The organism is Trinickia sp. Y13, from assembly GCF_029522115.1.
Taxonomy (GTDB): Bacteria; Pseudomonadota; Gammaproteobacteria; order Burkholderiales; family Burkholderiaceae; genus Trinickia.
In genome coordinates, this window is sequence record NZ_JAKWFK010000004.1 from 409,538 (window position 1) to 429,148 (window position 19,611).

The following is a 19,611-nucleotide window of genomic DNA, read 5'->3' on the forward strand; positions in this document are numbered from 1 at the left end:
ATGTCGGAGCAAATCGGCATATGCACAAGTTCAGACAAGAAGCGTAGACTCCCTGCATCGAGTGCCACGGAGTCGATCAGATGAGCCATTTTGTCGATCGCCTGAAGTACTTCTCCACGTCGAGGCCAACGTTCTCCGAAGGCCATGGGATGACAACTCATGAAGACCGTGGATGGGAGAACGCCTATCGGCAACGATGGCAGCATGACAAAATTGCGCGCTCGACTCATGGCGTCAACTGCACCGGCTCATGTTCGTGGAAGATTTATGTCAAGAGCGGGATCGTCACGTGGGAGACCCAACAGACTGATTACCCTCGCACCCGCCCGGATATGCCGAATCACGAGCCACGCGGCTGCGCTCGCGGCGCGTCCTATTCGTGGTATCTCTACAGCGCAAATCGCCTTAAATATCCGCTGATCCGTAGCGCACTTTTGAGGCAGTGGCGCGAAAAGCGCTCCACGCTCGCCCCGGTGGAAGCGTGGAGCGCGATCATGAATGACGGGGAAGCACGGGCCTCGTATACGCGCCGGCGCGGACTCGGTGGCTTCGTTCGCTCCAGTTGGGACGAGGTCAACGAGATAATTGCAGCCGCGAACATCCATACCATCAAACGACACGGCCCGGATCGAATCATCGGGTTCTCACCAATACCGGCAATGTCGATGGTGTCCTATGCAGCAGGCAGCCGCTATCTGTCATTGATCGGTGGCGTCAGTCTGAGCTTCTACGACTGGTACTGCGACCTGCCGCCCGCTTCGCCTCAGACGTGGGGCGAACAAACCGACGTTCCGGAATCGGCCGACTGGTACAACTCCACTTTCATTATGTTGTGGGGGTCCAACGTGCCGCAAACACGCACCCCCGATGCTCACTTCATGACCGAGGTGCGCTATCGCGGCACAAAGGTCGTCTCGATCTTTCCCGATTATGCCGAAGGCGCGAAGTTCGGCGATATCTGGCTGCACCCCAAGCAAGGCACCGATGCGGCGCTCGGTCTTGCGATGGGCCACGTCGTACTCAAGGAGTTTCACGTCGCAGGCAAGAGCGAATATTTCGCGGACTACTGCCGACGTTATACCGATATGCCGCTGCTCGTGCGTATCGTCAAACAGGGTGAGCACTATGTGCCCGAAAGACTCCTGAGGGCGGACGAACTCGACGATGCGTCCGGGCAGGGGAACAACGCCGCCTGGAAAACTGTCGCGTTCGACGAGTTGAGCGGCAGGCTCGTGACGCCCATCGGATCGATCGGCTTTCGGTGGGGACAAAAAGAAGGTGGCGACGCCGGCAAGTGGAATCTGAAAGAGGAGGATGTCCACGGCAATGCGATTCGACCCGCCATGTCGTTCGTGGAGACGCACGATGAGACGATCGACGTCGCCTTCCCCTATTTCGGCAACGTCGAACATACTCACTTCGCGCATACCGGCCATGCTAGCGTTTTGCCGCGTCGCATCGGCGTGCGCAAAATCGCCACCCGCGCCGGCGAAATTCTCGTGGCCACGGTCTACGACCTGTTCATTGCCAACTATGGCGTGGACCAGGGGCTCGGCGGCCCGAACGTCGCGGCCAGTTTCGACGATGACGTGCCGTACACGCCCGCGTGGCAAGAGAAGATTACTGGTGTCAAACGGCACGAAGTCATCGCCGTGGCGCGCGAATTCGCCGATAACGCCCAAAAATCCGAGGGCAAATCGATGGTGATCGTCGGCGCCGGCTTGAACCATTGGTTCAATATGGACATGACCTATCGGTCGATCATCAATCTGCTCGTGATGTGCGGCTGCGTCGGCAAATCAGGCGGCGGTTGGTCGCACTACGTCGGCCAGGAAAAACTCCGGCCGCAAACCGGCTGGCTGCCGCTGGCATTCGCGACGGATTGGCACAGGCCGGCACGCGTCATGAACGGCACGTCGTTTTTCTATACGCATACCGATCAATGGCGTTATGAAACGATGAAAGTCACCGAACTGCTGTCGCCGCTCGCCGAGGGTAGTGGATTCGCAGACAGCCCGATCGACTACAACGTCCGAGCCGAACGGATGGGTTGGCTGCCGTCCGCGCCGCAGTTCAAGACCAATCCGCTCGAAGTCGGCCGGGGATCGGCCGGCGCCGACACTGCCGCGTATGTCGCGAAGGGTCTCAAGGACGGCTCGCTTCAGATGTCGTGCGTCGATCCCGACGCCGCCGAAAATTTTCCGAGAAACCTGTTTGTTTGGCGCTCGAACCTACTCGGATCGTCGGGCAAGGGGCATGAGTACTTCCTCAAGCATTTGCTCGGCACCGAGCATGGGGTGCAAGGGAAAGATCTGGGAGCAAGCGGCGGCATTCTGCCCAAAGAGGTGAAGTGGCACGAGAAAGCGCCCGAGGGCAAGCTCGACCTGGTCGTCACCCTCGACTTCCGAATGTCCACCACTTGTCTCTATTCGGACATCGTGCTGCCGACCGCCACCTGGTACGAGAAGGACGATATGAACACGTCCGACATGCATCCGTTCATCCATCCGCTCTCCGCTGCCGTTGATCCGGCATGGCAATCCAGAAGCGATTGGGAGATCTATAAAGGCATCGCGCGAAAGTTCTCCGAACTGGCTGAAGGCCATTTGGGCGTCGAACGCGACGTCGTAATGTCACCGCTCCAACATGACAGCCCCGGCGAAATCGCGCAAACCGACGGCATTGCCGACTGGGGCCACGACGAGTGCGATCCGATCCCGGGAAAAACGATGGGAAGCGTTGCAGTCGTCGAACGAGACTATCCGAATACCTATCGCAAGTTCACCTCTCTCGGGCCGCTGCTCGACTCCCTCGGCAACGGCGGCAAAGGCATTACGTGGCAAACGGGAGAAGAAATCGACCAGCTTCGAGCACTGAATTATCCAGTTGCCGATGCGGGCGTTTCACACGGGCGACCGCAGATTCTTTCGGCGATCGATGCGGCCGAAGTGATTTTGTCGCTAGCCCCGGAAACCAACGGCGCCGTCGCATTCAAAGCATGGCAAGCGTTGTCGGCGCTCACGGGCTCCGATCACACCCATCTCGCGCGCGCTCGCGAGGATGAAAAAATCCGGTTCCGGGATATTCAAGCGCAGCCGCGCAAGATCATCTCGTCGCCGACATGGAGCGGGATCGAATCCGAACACGTCTCGTACAGCGCAAGCTACACCAATGTGCATGAGCTGATTCCCTGGCGCACCTTGTCCGGACGCCAACAGCTGTATCAGGACCACGCGTGGATGCGCGAGTTTGGCGAGTCGCTTTGTGTCTATAAGCCGCCGATCGACACACGCAGCACTACCGGCATGGCCGGAAGCCGCTCGAACGGGAACCTCGAGATCGTGCTGAACTTCCTGACCCCTCATCAGAAATGGGGCATTCACAGCACCTACACCGACAATCTCTTGATGCTGACGCTGTCGCGCGGCGGGCCGATCGTCTGGATCTCCGAGATCGATGCCAAAAAGATCGGCGTGGTCGATAACGACTGGATCGAAGCCTTCAATGTGAATGGCGCATTGACCGCTCGTGCCGTGGTCAGTCAGCGCATTCCGGTGGGTGCGGCGATGATGTATCACGCGCAGGAGAAGATCATCAATACACCAGGCTCCGAAGTCTCCGGGGTCCGTGGCATTCACAATTCGGTCACACGCATCATGCCAAAGCCGACGCACATGATCGGCGGCTATGCGCAACTCTCGTACGGTTTCAATTATTACGGCACCGTCGGCTCCAATCGCGACGAATTCGTGATCGTGCGCAAAATGGCAACGATCGACTGGAAGGATGAGTCGACGCCGGCGTCAGTTCTGTCAGCGGCCGAGGCCGCGCGTCATCAACACACACTCGCTCACGGCGCGCCGACCCTTGCGACGGCCAATGATGAGTCGGGAGAGAAACGATGAAAATCCGCGCGCAGATCGGTATGGTGATGAATCTGGATAAATGCATCGGCTGCCATACCTGCTCAGTCACCTGCAAGAACGTTTGGACCTCGCGCGAGGGAATGGAGTATGCGTGGTTCAACAATGTCGAAACGAAACCCGGCGTCGGTTATCCGAAGGACTGGGAAAATCAGGACCGCTGGAACGGCGGCTGGAAGCGCAAGACGAACGGCAAGATCGAGCTTCGTGCCGGTAGCAAGTGGCGCGTGCTCGCCAATATCTTTGGCAACCCGAACCTGCCGGAGATCGACGACTATTACGAGCCGTTCACCTTTGATTATGCGCATCTGCACGATGCACCGGACGTCAAGGTCGGGCCAGTCGCACGGCCGCGCTCGCTGATCACCGGCGAGCGTCTGGAGAAAATCCAGTGGGGCCCGAACTGGGAAGAAATTCTCGGTGGAGAATTCGAAAAGCGCAGCCAGGACTACAACTTCGATCAAGTGCAAACCGACATCTATGGGGAGTTCGAGAACACCTTCATGATGTACCTGCCGCGACTCTGCGAGCACTGCTTGAATCCCGCCTGCGTAGCCTCCTGCCCCTCCGGCGCGATCTACAAGCGAGAGGAAGACGGCATCGTTCTGATCGACCAGGACAAGTGCCGCGGCTGGCGAATGTGCGTGTCGGGGTGTCCTTACAAGAAGATCTATTACAACTGGCAAAGCGGCAAATCGGAGAAGTGCATTTTCTGCTATCCGCGCATCGAGGCGGGCCAGCCGACCGTCTGCTCGGAAACCTGCGTCGGCCGCATACGCTATCTCGGCGTTCTGCTGTACGACGCGGACCGAATCGAGGAAGCCGCATCGGTCGAAGACCCACAGGATCTATACGAAGCGCAACTGTCGATCTTTCTGGATCCGGCCGACCCGGCCGTGCGTGAACAGGCGGCTCGGGACGGCGTGCCGGAAAACTGGCTCGACGCAGCGCGACGCTCACCGGTGTACAAGATGGCAATGGAATGGAAAATCGCCTTTCCGCTTCACCCGGAATATCGCACCTTGCCGATGGTCTGGTACGTCCCGCCGCTGTCGCCGATCAACTCGGCCACCAACGACGGCCGGCTCGGCATGAAGGGTTTGCTGCCCGACGTCGATTCGCTTCGCATCCCTCTGCGTTATCTCGCGAACCTGCTCACCGCCGGTCGCGAAGCGCCAGTTCGGCTGGCCCTCAAGCGAATGCTGGCGATGCGCGCCTTTATGCGCGAGCGTCATGTCGAACGTCGCGAGAGCCCGGAAGTGCTCAGCGAAGTCGATCTGAGCAGCGCACAAGTGGACGAGATGTATCGATATCTGGCGATCGCCAATTACGAAGATCGATTCGTGATCCCGACCGCCCACCGCGAATATGCAGAAGACGCCTTCGACCTGCGCGCCTCGTGCGGCTTCTCATTCGGCAATGGCTGCTCCGACGGCACCACGGAAACCAGCTTGTTCGGGGGACGCAAAGGCATCAACAAGGCACGCAAAACGATTCCGATTCGTGCGGCAGGTGAATAAATGGAAAACAACGGTCTGATTTTCAGCATGCTGAGCGCGCTGTTGGACTATCCCGATCAAACACTGATCGCGGCGCTCGACGAGATCCGCGCCACGCTAGCCGCACACCCTAGCTTGCCGGCGGACACATGCTCGGCCTTGATCGACCTGGTCGACCGACTGTCCGCTCGGCCGCTGCTGGATCTCCAGGAAGACTACGTCGAAATTTTCGACCGCGGCCGGGCAACTTCGCTCTATCTGTTCGAACACGTGCATGGCGAATCGCGCGAACGTGGGCAGGCGATGGTGGATCTGCTCGCTATGTACGAAACGAAGGGCCTGTTTCTCGGCGCCGGCGAATTACCCGACTACCTGCCCGTGTTCCTCGAGTTTCTGGCGCACGAAACACCCGGGCAAGCGCACGCCCTGCTTGGCGAAATAGCCGATATCACTCGACAGATCGCCACCCGACTGGCCGAGCGCGGCACACCCTATTTCGCAGCCGTTGCCGCCTTGTTGCCACTCGCCGGCGAGGCGCCGCTCGCAAACGCAAATGCGGCTTTGTTCGATGCCGCCACGACACGCCAAATCGACAGCGAAGCGCTCGATCGCGAATGGCAGGAGGCGCCCGTGAGCTTCCTCGGCGCGCAAGCGCCGTTATCGAAGGGCCCCGAGCCCATTCAGTTTTACGAAAAAAGACCGTCACGTTAGCCGGAAAAGGCAGACTTGCGCGCTCACGTTCCGTTCCGCCCATTAGCGAACAGGATCCAGGCTGGAGAAATCTCATGAGTCAGCACTTCGTCAACGCATTGATGTTTGGCATCTATCCTTATGTGTGTCTCGCGATCTGGTTGCTCGGCAGCCTGATTCGTTTCGATCGCGAGCAATACACCTGGAAGAGCGATTCGTCGCAACTGCTCAGACGCCGTCAACTTCGCCTCGGCAGCAATCTGTTCCACATCGGCGTATTGATTGTGATCGGCGGCCACTTCGCGGGGTTCCTAGCGCCACATTGGATGGTTTCGCCATTTTTAAACGCCTCCCAGCATCAATGGCTGGCGGTGATGGTAGGCGGCATTGCGGGCATCGTTGCGATCGTCGGCCTGTCGATCCTGCTGTACCGACGCCTGTCCGATCCGCGCATTCGTATCAATAGCGCTCACGCGGACATTCTGGTCCTGGCGATACTGTGGTTACAACTGGCCCTCGGACTCGCCACCATTCCATTGTCATTGGCGCATATGGATGGTGCGATGTTCGAGCTCCTGAGCGACTATGTGAAAGGGATCGTCACGTTTCAGCCCGGTACCGCGGATCTCGTCATCCAGGCGCCGCTCGTCTACAAAATCCATATCGCACTCGGCTTCACGATTTTCCTCATCTCCCCTTTCACACGCCTCGTCCATATTTGGAGCGGCCTGGCCACACTGGGTTTCCTGATTCGGCCTCACCAGATCGTCCGTAAACGCTGATTCGAGAAAGTTTATATGTCGACAAGCCGCGATGCCTCACCCTCCCCCGTCATCGACGACGTGCTTAGCGTCAACGGCGCCGTGATCGATGCCGCCGCCATTGCGGCGGAATCCGCGTTGCACGCGGACGAGCCCGATCCGGACCACGCTGCGCGGCGCGTGCTGGTCGTGCGCGAATTGCTAGCCCAGCGCGCCGTTGCAACAGGCCTGTTGGCGAACGGCGTCGATCTCGACGATGAGACCATTGACCGTCTGCTGGATTTGGAATGCACAACGCCGGTCCCGTCCACCGAAGAATGTCAGCGCTACTACGTGGCAAACGCGCAGAAATTCCGCAGCCCAGACCTGGTCTTTGCGCGCCATATCCTTTTTGCGCTAACCGACAAGGCAGCGATGACGCGGGTCCGGGCTCGCGCCGAAGAAGCGCACCGCGAGCTCGCGCAGCATCCCGATCGGTTCGATATGCTCGCCCGGACGTTATCAAATTGCCCATCCGGGCAGGTCGGCGGAAATCTGGGGCAGTTGACCCGTGGAGAGAGCGTGCCGGAATTCGAGGCGGCGATTTTCGGCAGCCAGCACATCGGGCTACTACCGGGGCTCGTCAATACGCGTTATGGCTTTCATATTGTCTACGTGGAGCGCCGCATCGCGGGCGAATCGCTTCCGTTTGAAGCAGTACAGGCGGCCATTGAACGCTATCTCTCGGAGCATGTCCGGCACAAGTCGATTCAGCAATATTTGACCGTGCTTGCATCCAACGCCGAACTGCGCGGCATCGCTCTGGATGTGCTTCCGGGCCCGTTGCTGCAATAATCATTTGTGTGCCCTAACGACCCCGATCCACATGGACGATCAATGATGAGTATCTCGAGTTTTGATGACCTGATTCGCGTCGCGAGACAACAACCCGAACCTCAGCGTTTGTTATTCGTATTTACGGCGGTTGAGTTGCCCGATGACTCCACGCCTGAACAGCGAGCCCGGTTCGAGGCTGGTAACGGGGGCGCCTTAACGCCACTAATGTGCGTGGACAAAACGCTCGAAGAACTCGGCACGTTCAACGATCTGCTCGAAGAATCGCGACAGGTTCTCCAGGAATGGAAAATTGTGTTCGTCGCGGCACTCTCGGGCAACAACGGGCGTGTGCCGCGGTCTGAAGACGCCGAGGCGGCATTGAACAGAATGGTGGAATCGATCAAAGCTGGGTCCATCGGTTCATTCATTCCATTCGATGCGCACGGCCAACCCGTGCTATTCGGTCCGTCTTGAGCGGATGACGCTACTCGCGAGATCGAATCGCCGAACGACCCCGGGCTACCCCACGCTGGGGCATGGGGATCGAGCGCCCGCGCTCGCGCCCCCGATAGCCCCCTTGACCATAAATATCGAGATTATTGATCAGTTGATCAAGTAAAAAGCCGGATCTGCGCGACACAGTTTGATCACACCATCAAATCGGTGCTCAAATTCCTGCGTCTAACGTGTCGCCACCTTCGATCCGCCAAACGCGCGGACAAAGGCCCACCGTAGGAATCTCGGGATTTTCCCCTCCGAACCCACTCGCCACGAAACGTCGTTGGCATTGCCCTTGCATTGGAAGCGTCGCCCGGACCGGTCATCGGCCGACGGGAAGCAATGAGACCTATTCCAATCACGGAGACAACCCCATGGCGTTACTCGAACGCGCGGCGTGGTATGACATCGCACGCTCAACCAATTGGACCCCGAGCTATGTCACGCAGTCGGAACTCTTCCCCGAACTCATGTCGGGCGCGCAAGGCGTGCCGATGGAAGACTGGGAAGCCTACGACGAGCCCTACAAGACTTCCTATCCCGAATACGTCCGCGTGCAGCGCGAGAAGGATGCGGGCGCCTACTCGGTCAAGGCCGCGCTCGAACGCAGCCGTATGTTCGAAGACGCCGAGCCGGGCTGGCTTTCGATCCTCAAAGCGCACTACGGGGCAATTGCTCTCGGCGAATACGCGGCGATGAGCGCAGAGGCGCGCATGGCCCGATTCGGCCGAGCGCCCGGCATGCGCAATATGGCCACGTTCGGCATGCTCGACGAAAATCGTCACGGCCAGCTTCAACTGTATTTCCCGCACGATTACTGCCCGAAAGATCGTCAGTTCGACTGGGCCCATAAGGCCTATCACACGAACGAGTGGGGGGCGATCGCCGCTCGCAGCACGTTCGACGATCTCTTCATGTCGCGCAGCGCGATCGAAATCGCCGTCATGCTGACGTTCGCGTTCGAGACGGGTTTCACCAACATGCAGTTTCTCGGCCTTGCCGCCGATGCCGCGGAGGCAGGCGACTTTACCTTCGCGAGCCTCATTTCGAGCATCCAGACTGACGAATCCCGACACGCGCAGATCGGCGGCCCCGCGCTGCAGATTCTCATTGCGAACGGGCGCAAGGAGCAGGCGCAAAAGCTCGTGGACATCGCGATCGCGCGCGCCTGGCGATTGTTCTGCCTGCTCACCGGCACGTCGATGGATTACGCCACGCCACTCGAGCATCGCAAGCAATCGTTCAAGGAGTTCATGCGCGAATGGATCGTCGGCCAATTCGAACGCACGCTGATCGACCTGGGCCTAGATCTGCCCTGGTACTGGGATCAGATGATCAACGAGTTCGACTATCAACATCACGCCTATCAAATGGGCATCTGGTTCTGGCGCCCGACCGTCTGGTGGAATCCCGCCGCCGGCATGACACCGGACTGCCGCGATTGGCTCGAGGAAAAATACCCAGGCTGGAACGATACGTTCGGCAAGGCGTGGGACGTCATCATCGATAACCTGCTGGCCGGCAAGCCCGAACTCACCCTGCCAGAGACATTGCCGATCGTTTGCAACATGAGCCAACTTCCGATTTGCGCGGTGCCGGGCAACGGTTGGAACGTGAAGGACTATCCGCTCGATTACAAGGGTCGCACGTACCACTTCAATTCAGAGATCGATCGCTGGGTCTTCCAACAAGATCCCGTGCGATATCGCGATCACCTGACGCTCGTCGACCGATTCTTGGCCGGCCATATCCAACCGCCCGATCTGACTGGCGCGCTCAAGTACATGAATCTCGCACCCGGCGAAATCGGCGACGACGCGCATCACTACGCGTGGGTCGAAGCATATCGCGCCGCGCGCGCAGACAAACGCGCCGCTTGAAGCGGCGCATCCATGGAGGACGACATGGCACTCTTTCCGCTGATTTCGAATTTTCAGTACGACTTCGTATTGCAACTGGTCGCCGTCGATACGGACAACACAATCGACGAAGTCGCCGCAGCGGCCGCTCATCATTCGGTGGGGCGGCGCGTCGCGCCCCGACCCGACAAGGTCGTACGCGTGCGCCGTCAAGGCGGCGACACCTTCTATCCACGCAACGCCAAATTGAGCGACACGGACATCGTGCCGATGGAGACGCTCGAATTCATCTTTTGCGACGCATGAGGCCGACATGAGCTATCAAAAAGTTTGCACGCTCGACGACGTCTGGGAAGGCGAGATGACCGAAGTCGAGGTTGACGGGCATGTGATCGTACTGGTGCGTCCGGAAGGCGGCGAACCCCGCGCGTTCCAAGGTATTTGCCCCCACCAGGACATCCCGCTCGCCGAAGGCAAGTTCGACGGCCGCGTGTTGATGTGCCGCGCGCACCAATGGACCTTCGATGCGTCCACGGGCAAGGGCATCAATCCCGGTGACTGCCGCCTCGCCGAATACGCGGTGAAAGTCCAAGGCGACGATGTGCTCGTCTCGGTGCAAGGCGTCGAGCCGCTGTTCGCCCACTCTTGAATTCGGAAAAGCACATGAGCACCGACAATACCTCACAAGCCTACCGCAACAACCGCGTCGGCCCCGTTCTGCGCGCGAGCAGCATTACCGCGGGCGTGATCGAAGCCGCGCACGAGGACAACCCGGACAAGGAAATCAAGGTCGACGACAAGCTGGCCTACGTCCGCATCTACGCCGACGGCGAGCTGATTTTGCGCCGGGCTACGCTGGAGGAGACGCTGGGTCGACCGTTTCGCATGTCGGAGCTCGAAGTGAACCTGAGTTCTTTCGCGGGGCGCATCGAAACGACCGACGACTACGTGCGCTTCTATTACGAAAAAACGCTGTAACCGGAGACGAGCATGAACCAACCCGAAACCCTAAAGCCGCTCAAGACGTGGAGCCATTTAGCCACGCGCCGGCGCAAGCCGAGCGAGTATGAGATCGTCTCGACCAACTTGCACTACACAACCGACAATCCGGATGCGCCGTTCGAACTCGATCCGAACTTCGAGATGGCGCAATGGTTCAAGCGTTACCGCAACGCTTCGCCGCTGAAGCATCCCGATTGGAACGCGTTCCGCGATCCCGACGAGATCGTCTACCGCACTTACAACATGCTGCAAGACGGGCAAGAGACGTACGTGCTCGGCTTGCTCGACCAATTCTCCGAACGCGGGCACGACACCATGCTCGATCGGACCTGGGCAGGGACGCTGGCGCGACTCTATACCCCCGGGCGCTACCTGTTTCATGCCCTGCAGATGGGCTCGGCCTACCTCACGCAATTGGCGCCAGCCTCCACGATCTCGAACTGCGCAGCCTACCAAACGGCGGATTCGTTGCGCTGGCTCACGCATACGGCCTATCGCACGCGCGAGCTCGCGCAGACGTTCGGCGACATCGGCTTTGGCGAAAACGAGCGGCAGTATTGGGAAAACGACACCGCATGGCAGGGCTTTCGCAAGCTCGTCGAGCATGCGTTGACGGCGTGGGACTGGGGCGAAAGCTTCGTCGCGCTGAGTCTCGTGGTACGCCCCGCCGTGGAGGAAACCATCTTGCGCACGCTCGGCACCGCCGCGCGTCGAAACGGCGACACGCTGCTCGGCTTGCTGACCGACGCTCAGCTCATCGATACGCAACGGCATCGCCGCTGGGCCACCGAGCTCGTGCGCATGGCGCTCGAGCAAGAGGGCAACAGCGATGTGCTGAAGGCCTGGGTCGCCAAGTGGGAGCCGCTCGGCGAAGCCGCGATCTCGGCGTGGTGTGCGGCGTTACCCGATGCGGGCAGCGCCGCCGCCGATGCGATCGCCGCTACGCGAGCGTTCCGGCAGTCGATCGGACTTTAAGTTGAGACGGCCGGCGCAAGCCGGCCAAGCCATTCGAAAAAGTTTGAGCAGCCACTATGAAATACCGGATCACCCTTGACTCGGGCGAGGCGTTCGAGGTCGCCCATGACGAAGACACCCTGTTGCGCGGCGCACTGCGTGCAGGTGTTGGGCTACCGCATGAGTGCAGCGTCGGCGGATGCGGCGCTTGCCGCTTCGAACTCGTCGAAGGCTCGATCGACACGTTGTGGGATGAAGCGCCCGGCCTGACCGAACGAGATCGCAAACGCGGGAAACGCTTGGCTTGCCAGTCGAAACCCGCGGGGGATTGCACGATACGCGTGCGCTGCGACGATAGCTACCGCCCTGTCGTCCCCGCGTCGAAACGGACGGCCACTCTGAAAGCGCGCCGCGCATTGACGTCCGACATGAGCGAATTCACGTTCCATGTCCCCGAGCACGCACACTTTCGAGCGGGCCAATATGCCTTGCTATATCCGCGCGCGGCGCGCGGCGCCCGTGCCTACTCGATGTCGAACGTTCCGAACGGCGAGGGTTTATGGCAGTTCATCATCCGCCGCGTGCCAGGCGGGGCGGGCAGCAATACGCTGTTCGACGCGATCGACGTGGGCGAGCAGATCGTGCTCGATGGCCCCTATGGTCACGCCCACCTGCGCGAGGACAGCACACGCGACATCGTCTGCATCGCCGGTGGATCGGGACTGGCGCCGATGCTCTCGATCGCGCGCGGCGCCCTCGCACTGCCCGGTACGCGTCGTCTGCGCTTCTATTATGGGGCGCGCAGCCAAGCCGATCTCAGCGCCTTGGACGCTGTTCATGCGCTCGCTGCGGAACACTCGCGCATGAGCGTCGATGTGGTGCTTTCCGCGCCTGCCCCTACGCCCCCATGGCAGGGAGAAATGGGTTTCGTGCATACGCTGGTGGAACGAGATCTGGGCACGTCGCTGGCCGCGCATGAGTTTTACTTCGCCGGGCCACCCCCCATGATCGAAGCCGTGCAGGAGATGTTGATGCTGCGGCATCGCGTTCCGTTCGAGCACATTCATTTCGACCGTTTCGTCTGATGTTCTGCGCAACGCAGAATCACAACCAAGGGACCGGGAAGGCGGGCAAGGGAGGCGCTGCGCTACGCAAAGTCACCGTGCAAGGTGATTCCACCAATCGCTATCGCACGAGGGACGGCGTAAGCTAAAGCGTCATCCGTTTTCGCGCTGGCGGTGCAGGCGGGTTGCAGGCCCAGCGCCATGTAAGACGCGCAGTCTTGCGACGAACCGGCACACGGCAGCGATCGAGGTCCACATGCACGAACGTCCGCCGCACGCCGGCAAACACGGCACCGCCTTCCCGGCCGTGTATCAAACCGATACCGCCGGGCCTCACGAGGGGGCGAAAGAAATCCGCGTCCCGGCCATTCACGACTTAGCCAAGCGACTTCGTTTCGCCCCGCAGCAGGGACGCATCTGGCTCGACGATCAGCGGATGATGCTCATGCACATCAGCTCGCTCGGCGCCTTGCGCCAAGAGCTGATCGAAAGCCTGGGCAAAGAGACCGCGCGCGGGCTCATCACCCGCATCGGCTATCAAGCGGGCAGCCACGACGCGGCGATGACGCGCAAGGTGCGCGCAGGATCGAATCGGTACGACGACTTCCTCGCGGGACCGCAACTCGTCTCGCTCGAGGGCATCGTCCATTGCGAGCCGATCGCCTTGGAAATCGATGTCGAACGCGGACACTACTTTGGCGATTTCTATCTGATCGACAGCTCGGAGGCCGAGGCGCACATCGCCAGTTACGGCATCGGCCACGAGCCCGTGTGTTGGATGTTGATCGGCTATGCATGCGGATACACGAGCGCCTTCATGGGCCGGCCCATCTTGTGGCGAGAGGTGGAATGCCGGGGCATGGGACATTCGAAGTGCCGCGTCATCGGCAAGCCCGTCGAAGAGTGGGAAGACGCTCAGGACGATCTGCGCTTCTTGCAGATCGGCGATTTCGTCAAATGGTCGCTCAAGCCCGAGGCGGCGTTACCGGCTACGAGCAGGATTGCCGCAAGACTCGCGCAAGCGCCCGAGAACAGCTTCGGCGTGGTCGGCGCCTCGGCCGGATTCAATACGGTCTGCCATATGGTCACAAAGGCCGCGCCCACCGAAGCAACGGTGCTGTTTCTCGGCGAAAGCGGGGTCGGCAAGGAGGTGTTCGCCAATAATCTGCACCGCCTGAGCAAGCGCGCGGACGGGCCGTTCGTGGCGGTCAATTGCGCCTCGATTCCCGAGCACCTGATGGAATCGGAATTGTTCGGTGTCGAGCGCGGAGGCTACACGGGTGCAACGTCGTCCCGGCCGGGCCGGTTCGAGCGGGCCGACGGCGGCACGCTTTTCCTCGACGAAGTCGGCACGCTCAGTTTCACCGCGCAAGGCAAGCTTCTGCGCGCGCTTCAGCAAGGCGAGATCGAGCGCGTCGGCGATACGCGCACCCGCAAAATCGACGTGCGCGTGATCGCGGCGACGAATATCAATCTACGTGAAGCCGTGAAAGCAGGCCAATTCAGAGAGGATCTGTTTTTTCGCTTGAACGTTTTCCCGATTCTCGTTCCCCCGCTGCGCGATCGGCGCGACGACATTCCGCTGATGATGAATTGGTTTCTACAGCGGCTCGCGAAGAAGCACGGCAAGAACATCACGGGATTTCGCGAGCGAGCTGTGGATGCAATGTTCAACTACGGCTGGCCCGGCAACGTGCGCGAGCTCGAAAACATGATCGAGCGCGCGGTCATCTTGGCCGAGGACGGCGGCGCCCTCGATCTGTGTCACCTGTTCACCACGGGCGAGGAGATCGACGTATCGTCGTTCATGCTCAAACGCAGCGGCAACCTCGCCCCCATGAACGGAGCCCTCGAAACCAGTGTGCCGGCCGATATGCCCACGAGCCGCCCCGGTTTGGCGGAAACCGAAGCCGCAATGTTGCGCGCGGCCGTGGCGGAGGCCAACGGCAACCTCTCGCTGGCGGCCCGCGTGCTCGGCATCACGCGCCCCAAGCTCGCTTATCGGCTACGCAAATACGGCATTCCCGTCGACCGTGATTGACACGCGGGCGGCACGCCGAGCGGCCTTTATGGCGGCCCGGTGTGCCCATGCTACTCAGCGTTCAAAGTCAGAAGCGCTTCTGATAAGCGATCACGGCATTGAGTTGCGAGTGCGTCACCTTCAACGGCACCGCGGTGTTAGGCCCACTCGTATTCGTCAATGTTTTCTGCATGCCCACCGACAACCCGACATCGAGTATGTCGTTCTTTCCGAACGCATAAGACACGCCGCCCGTGACGCTCGTGGTCGGAATCGCGGGAATGACCGCATACATCATGTTGTTCGGGACCGCCTCCTGAGCATAGTGAAAACCCGCCCGGAAGGTCCACTTATCGTTGTAGCGATATTGCGCGCCGAGCCCGAACACGTTGATGTCGCGGTAGTTCTGCGGCAACGAAAGATTCAGGTTCGCGCCCGTCCCCGACTGCGTGAACGTCACATTGATGTCCTTCATGACGCTAGACAGAAATACGCGCTGGTAGTCGGCCGATACGCTCAGCCGATCGGTGAAGCGATGAGTGACGCCTGCCGTGAATTGAGCCGGCATCTGGAACTCGTGCACCGTGATGTCGCCGCTGAGCGGAATATTCCCGGCCACGGAACTGACGGCCGTCAGCATGGCATGCCCCGTCAGGTCGCCGACATGCGTCTTGAAGTTATAAGCGAGGCCGAGCGTCGTATCGGGCGTGATTCGATAGGTCAGCCCCAGCTTTGCGCCGATACCCCAGGCGCTGGCGCCGCCGCCCACGATACCCTTATGGTTGAAATTGATGTATCCGCCCGATAATCCGGGGACGCCGAGCAGCGTCGGCAATAGCGTACCGGATACGCGATTTTGCGCAGCCAGCGCACCGATCTGCGACGCATCGAGCAGCATGCCGAGATTCAGCGATGTCCATACGGCATCGATCGAGCCGCCGACCGTCAGCTTGTCGTTCACGTTGTAGGCCAGCGAGAACGGTATGCGCAGCACGAGTAACCGAGAGAAATTGTCGAACCCCGTATCGATTCCGTTCGTAACCGTACGCGACAAGAAACTGCTGCCGCCGAATTGCGTGCCCAAGCCGCCCTCGGCGAACGCGCCGACTCCGAACGCGTAGGCCCCGCGGCGATAGACGAACGCCGCTTCCGGCGCGAAATACGGGCCGTTATTGCTGCCGTGATTACCCGACGAGACCGTTTCGCCCGTGGCCGTGTTAGTGGCCTTGATGTCGGTCGTGACCACATCGAGGCCCATGCTCAAATACCGCCCGTCGCTCATCAAGCCGAGTGTCGCCGGGTTCATCATCATCGCACCTGGACCGATATCGTACGCCGCGCCGGTGCCGCCCATCGCGCGCGAGACCGGCCCGAAGCCCTCCATATTGAAAACGTCCGTGGCTTGGGCGTGAACCGCCCATACCGCGATACATGCCGCAGCTGCGGTGCGAATGCAATTGCCTTTCACATCTGTCTCCTGATCTTTTGAAAAGATCGAATGGTTATTAGCCGTACTTGCTTTTATGTGGGCACAACACCCTGCACCGGCGGACTATGCATCCGCCTCGCTGAAGTGGTCGGCGACTAGACGGTTGAAGCGAGCGGCGTGCTCGATCTGGGTCCAGTGGCCGCATTGCCCGAATACGTGCAACTGCGAGCGCTCGATGAGCGCATGCAACCGTAACGAGGTCTCTAGCGGAATGACGCGATCGTCTCGGCCGTGAACGATCAGAGTCTCGTGGGCTACTCGCCGAATCTGCTCGTCGTCGCTCGCCAACGCATCCACCCAGCGCTGGCGAGGCGCAGGAAACATCCGCGAAAATGCCTCGTGATAGCCGGGCCGAATGCTTGCCTCGTAGCGCAGCTTGGCGAGTTCGTCGGTCACGCGCGACCGGTCGAATGCAAAGATGTCGAGCAAGGCACGCATGGTGTCGATCGACGGCTCGTAGCCCCATACGGCGTCCAGTCCCGCCGTGATCGGAAAGGAAACACCGGCGCTGCCCATCAGCACGAGTTTGCCCACGCGCTCTGGCGCATGGATCGCCAGCGCGAGCGCCAGTGCCCCACCGAACGAATTGCCCACCACGTGGGCGCGTTCGATATCGAGCGCGTCGAGCAGACCGAGCAAATGGGCGAGCCAGGTTTGCATCGAGTAGTGATGGCCCTCGGGGCGCCGCGTCTCCCCGAAGCCCACCATATCCGGCGCGATCACGCGAAAGCGCGACGACAATGCCGGCATGGTCAGCCGCCAGTTCGCCCACGCCGTCACGCCGGGGCCAGAGCCGTGAATCAAGAGGACAGCGGGGCCTTTGCCGTGATCGTGGTAGTTCGTGCTAATGCCCGCGGCGACGATCGAATCTCCGATTTCAGGATTCGTTTGCATAGTGTCCGACCGAAAAAAGAAAAAGGAAAAGAGTCTTCAACAGCGAGGCCTATCGGCCCCGCTTCTTCGCGCTTTGTCCGCCGATACCGAAATGCGCCTTCGGCATCTCGGTGACGATGACGCGCACAGCTTCCAGTGGAGCGTCGATCGCGCGGTGGATCGCCTCGCTCACTTCGGCGATCAACCGCTCCTTCTTCTCTTCGTCTCGGCCTTCCAAGATGTACAGATGAGCGATGGGCACGATAATCTCCTCTTCGATGCGTTAGATGAATCGCACGCTAGTGCTGCCCATGCCTTGGACGCGTAGCGTGACGTTGTCGCCGGCCTCGACGGCCACGGCTTCCGTGATGCCGCCCGACAGAATCAAACTGCCTGCCGGAATCGATTCGCCACGCGCGCCGAGGTGATTGGCCAGTTGCGCCACGGCAGCCGCGGGGTGGCCCAGCACGGCTGCACCGGCGCCGAACGATACGGGCCGCCCGTTCTTCTCCATGACGATGCCGATGGTTCGCAGATCGATGCCGTTCACTGCCAGGGGCTGGCCGCCGATGACGAAGCGCGCGGCCGAGGTGTTGTCGGCAACCACGCTCTTCAGATCGAACTTGAAGTCGCGATAGCGGCTGTCGATGATCTCGATGCCGCCGATGACAAAATCGGTGGCTGCGAGCACACTGCCGATATGGCAGCCCGGCCCGTTCAATTCAGCCTTCGTGACGAAGGCGATCTCGGGCTCGACCTTCGGATGGATCAACGTCTGCGCCTTGCAAGCTCCGCCGTCCTCGATCGAGAACGTATCGACGAGGTAGCCGAACACGGGCGTGTCGACGCCCATTTGGCGCATCTTGGCGTGGGACGTCAGTCCCGCTTTGTAGCCGACGAGCCTCGCGCCGCGTTGCAAGTGGCGCCGGCGCATCGCGTCTTGGATGGCGTACGCGTCGTCCCAGTCCATCTGGGGCCACTCATCGGTGATCTTGACCGTATCGCGCGCTTCGCGCGCGCAGTCGTCGAGCCGTTGCGCCAGCGCTTCCAGGGTGCTGGAGGTCAGGTTCATGCTGCTTCCTTCGCGCGCTCCGCGCGCTCTTTGCGCATCGTCAGCGCGGTGTCCTCGATCATGTCTTCCTGGCCGCCCACCATGCCGCGCCGGCCGAGTTCGACGAGAATGTCGCGTGCGGGCACGCCGTACTTCTCGCCGGCACGCTTGGCGAATAGCAAGAACGAGCCGTAGACGCCGGCGTAGCCGAGCGTGAGCGCATCGCGATCAATGCGGATCGGAAAATCCATCATCGGTACGACGAGGTCTTCGGCGACGTCCTGGATCTTCCAGACGTCGACACCCGTTTCGATGCCCATGCGGTCGCACACTGCCACGAACACTTCCAGCGGCGTGTTTCCAGCGCCTGCGCCGAGCCCGGCCGCCGCGCCGTCGATACGGTTCGCCCCGCTCTCGATCGCAGCCAGCGAATTAGCCACGCCCATCGCCAGATTGTGGTGACCGTGAAAGCCGAGTTCCGTCTCGGGCTTCAGCGCCTCGCGCACCGCGCTCAGGCGGGCCTTCGCGTCGTCCGGCAGCATGTAGCCGGCGGAATCGGTGATGTAAATGCAGTTCGCCCCGTAGCCCTCCATCAGCTTCGCTTGCTTGACGAGGCCTTCTGGGCTGTTCATGTGGCTCATCATCAGAAAGCCGACGGTATCCATTTCCAACTTTCGCGCCATCGTGATGTGCTGTTCGGAGACGTCGGCCTCGGTGCAGTGCGTCGCCACCCGGATCGTATGGACGCCGAGCTCATGCGCCATCTTCAGGTGATCGACCGTGCCGATGCCGGGCAACAGCAAAGCCGACACCTTCGCGCGCTTCAGAAGCGGAATGACCGCGCCGAGATACTCCTCGTCGCTGTGCGCCGGAAAGCCGTAGTTGACCGACGAGCCGCCGAGCCCATCGCCGTGCGTCACTTCGATCAGCGGAACGCCCGCCTCGTCTAGCCCTTTGGCGATTGTGCGCATCTGCTCGAGCGTCATTTGGTGGCGTTTCGGATGCATGCCGTCACGCAGTGTCATGTCGTGCACGGTGATTCGCTTGCCTTTGAGATCCATCGCAATTCCTTAGTTATCCTAAATAGTCCTTCCGGTGGCTGCCCTGACGGC

Annotated in this window: 18 protein-coding genes; 13 read left to right on the forward strand and 5 right to left on the reverse strand. The window is 60.6% G+C overall.

What is annotated here, in order from left to right:
• Positions 1–80: 80 nt before the first annotated feature.
• The 13 genes from MMB74_RS10405 (at position 81) to MMB74_RS10465 (ending at position 15,107) form a co-directional block, all read left to right on the forward strand.
• Entirely contained in the window at positions 81–3,905 is a 3,825-nt protein-coding gene (locus MMB74_RS10405) for a nitrate reductase subunit alpha (RefSeq protein ID WP_277428540.1), read from the forward strand.
• The gene (gene narH, locus MMB74_RS10410) at positions 3,902–5,443 is read left to right on the forward strand and encodes a nitrate reductase subunit beta (protein ID WP_277428541.1); all 1,542 of its coding nucleotides are present in this window, start codon (positions 3,902–3,904) and stop codon (positions 5,441–5,443) included. The genes MMB74_RS10405 and narH overlap by 4 nt, the downstream gene beginning before the upstream one ends.
• On the forward strand, positions 5,444–6,133 hold the full coding sequence (gene narJ / locus MMB74_RS10415) for a nitrate reductase molybdenum cofactor assembly chaperone (protein ID WP_277428542.1): 690 nt from the start codon (positions 5,444–5,446) through the stop codon (positions 6,131–6,133).
• Positions 6,134–6,207: 74 nt separating this feature from the next.
• Complete coding sequence (gene narI, locus MMB74_RS10420) at positions 6,208–6,894, forward strand: respiratory nitrate reductase subunit gamma (protein WP_277428543.1); 687 nt, start codon at positions 6,208–6,210, stop codon at positions 6,892–6,894.
• A 15-nt stretch (positions 6,895–6,909) separates the two neighbouring features.
• Positions 6,910–7,707: a peptidylprolyl isomerase gene (locus MMB74_RS10425; RefSeq protein WP_277428544.1), complete on the forward strand. Its 798-nt coding sequence runs from the start codon at positions 6,910–6,912 to the stop codon at positions 7,705–7,707.
• Positions 7,708–7,752: 45 nt separating this feature from the next.
• Positions 7,753–8,163, forward strand: coding sequence for a ribonucleotide reductase subunit alpha (locus MMB74_RS10430; protein ID WP_277428634.1), 411 nt, complete (start codon positions 7,753–7,755; stop codon positions 8,161–8,163).
• Positions 8,164–8,561: 398 nt separating this feature from the next.
• Positions 8,562–10,067: a toluene monooxygenase gene (locus MMB74_RS10435; protein WP_277428545.1), complete on the forward strand. Its 1,506-nt coding sequence runs from the start codon at positions 8,562–8,564 to the stop codon at positions 10,065–10,067.
• Between the two features lie 24 nt (positions 10,068–10,091).
• Positions 10,092–10,352: a toluene-4-monooxygenase system B family protein gene (locus MMB74_RS10440; protein ID WP_277428546.1), complete on the forward strand. Its 261-nt coding sequence runs from the start codon at positions 10,092–10,094 to the stop codon at positions 10,350–10,352.
• A 7-nt stretch (positions 10,353–10,359) separates the two neighbouring features.
• The gene (locus MMB74_RS10445) at positions 10,360–10,695 is read left to right on the forward strand and encodes a Rieske 2Fe-2S domain-containing protein (protein ID WP_277428547.1); all 336 of its coding nucleotides are present in this window, start codon (positions 10,360–10,362) and stop codon (positions 10,693–10,695) included.
• A gap of 14 nt (positions 10,696–10,709) precedes the next feature.
• Positions 10,710–11,024, forward strand: a complete 315-nt coding sequence (locus MMB74_RS10450) for an MmoB/DmpM family protein (protein ID WP_277428548.1) — start codon at positions 10,710–10,712, stop codon at positions 11,022–11,024.
• Between the two features lie 12 nt (positions 11,025–11,036).
• Entirely contained in the window at positions 11,037–12,023 is a 987-nt protein-coding gene (locus tag MMB74_RS10455) for an aromatic/alkene monooxygenase hydroxylase subunit beta (RefSeq protein WP_277428549.1), read from the forward strand.
• A 56-nt stretch (positions 12,024–12,079) separates the two neighbouring features.
• A complete protein-coding gene (locus tag MMB74_RS10460; protein ID WP_277428550.1) occupies positions 12,080–13,087 on the forward strand; it encodes a 2Fe-2S iron-sulfur cluster-binding protein in 1,008 nt (335 codons plus the stop codon).
• Positions 13,088–13,322: 235 nt separating this feature from the next.
• Positions 13,323–15,107 carry a sigma-54-dependent Fis family transcriptional regulator gene (locus MMB74_RS10465; RefSeq protein WP_277428551.1) on the forward strand — a complete coding sequence of 595 codons (1,785 nt, stop codon included), beginning with the start codon at positions 13,323–13,325 and terminating at the stop codon, positions 15,105–15,107.
• A gap of 67 nt (positions 15,108–15,174) precedes the next feature.
• Here the strand turns inward: MMB74_RS10465 and MMB74_RS10470 are convergent, their stop codons facing one another.
• From MMB74_RS10470 to dmpG, 5 genes are all read right to left on the reverse strand, one after another.
• Complete coding sequence (locus MMB74_RS10470; RefSeq protein WP_277428552.1) at positions 15,175–16,554, reverse strand: outer membrane protein transport protein; 1,380 nt, start codon at positions 16,552–16,554, stop codon at positions 15,175–15,177.
• A gap of 84 nt (positions 16,555–16,638) precedes the next feature.
• On the reverse strand, positions 16,639–17,469 hold the full coding sequence (locus MMB74_RS10475; RefSeq protein ID WP_277428553.1) for an alpha/beta hydrolase: 831 nt from the start codon (positions 17,467–17,469) through the stop codon (positions 16,639–16,641).
• A gap of 49 nt (positions 17,470–17,518) precedes the next feature.
• On the reverse strand, positions 17,519–17,710 hold the full coding sequence (locus tag MMB74_RS10480) for a 2-hydroxymuconate tautomerase (RefSeq protein WP_277428554.1): 192 nt from the start codon (positions 17,708–17,710) through the stop codon (positions 17,519–17,521).
• 21 nt (positions 17,711–17,731) lie between these two features.
• Entirely contained in the window at positions 17,732–18,520 is a 789-nt protein-coding gene (gene dmpH / locus MMB74_RS10485) for a 2-oxo-3-hexenedioate decarboxylase (protein ID WP_277428555.1), read from the reverse strand.
• Positions 18,517–19,560, reverse strand: a complete 1,044-nt coding sequence (gene dmpG / locus MMB74_RS10490; RefSeq protein ID WP_277428556.1) for a 4-hydroxy-2-oxovalerate aldolase — start codon at positions 19,558–19,560, stop codon at positions 18,517–18,519. The genes dmpH and dmpG overlap by 4 nt, the downstream gene beginning before the upstream one ends.
• Between the last annotated feature and the right edge of the window lie 51 nt (positions 19,561–19,611).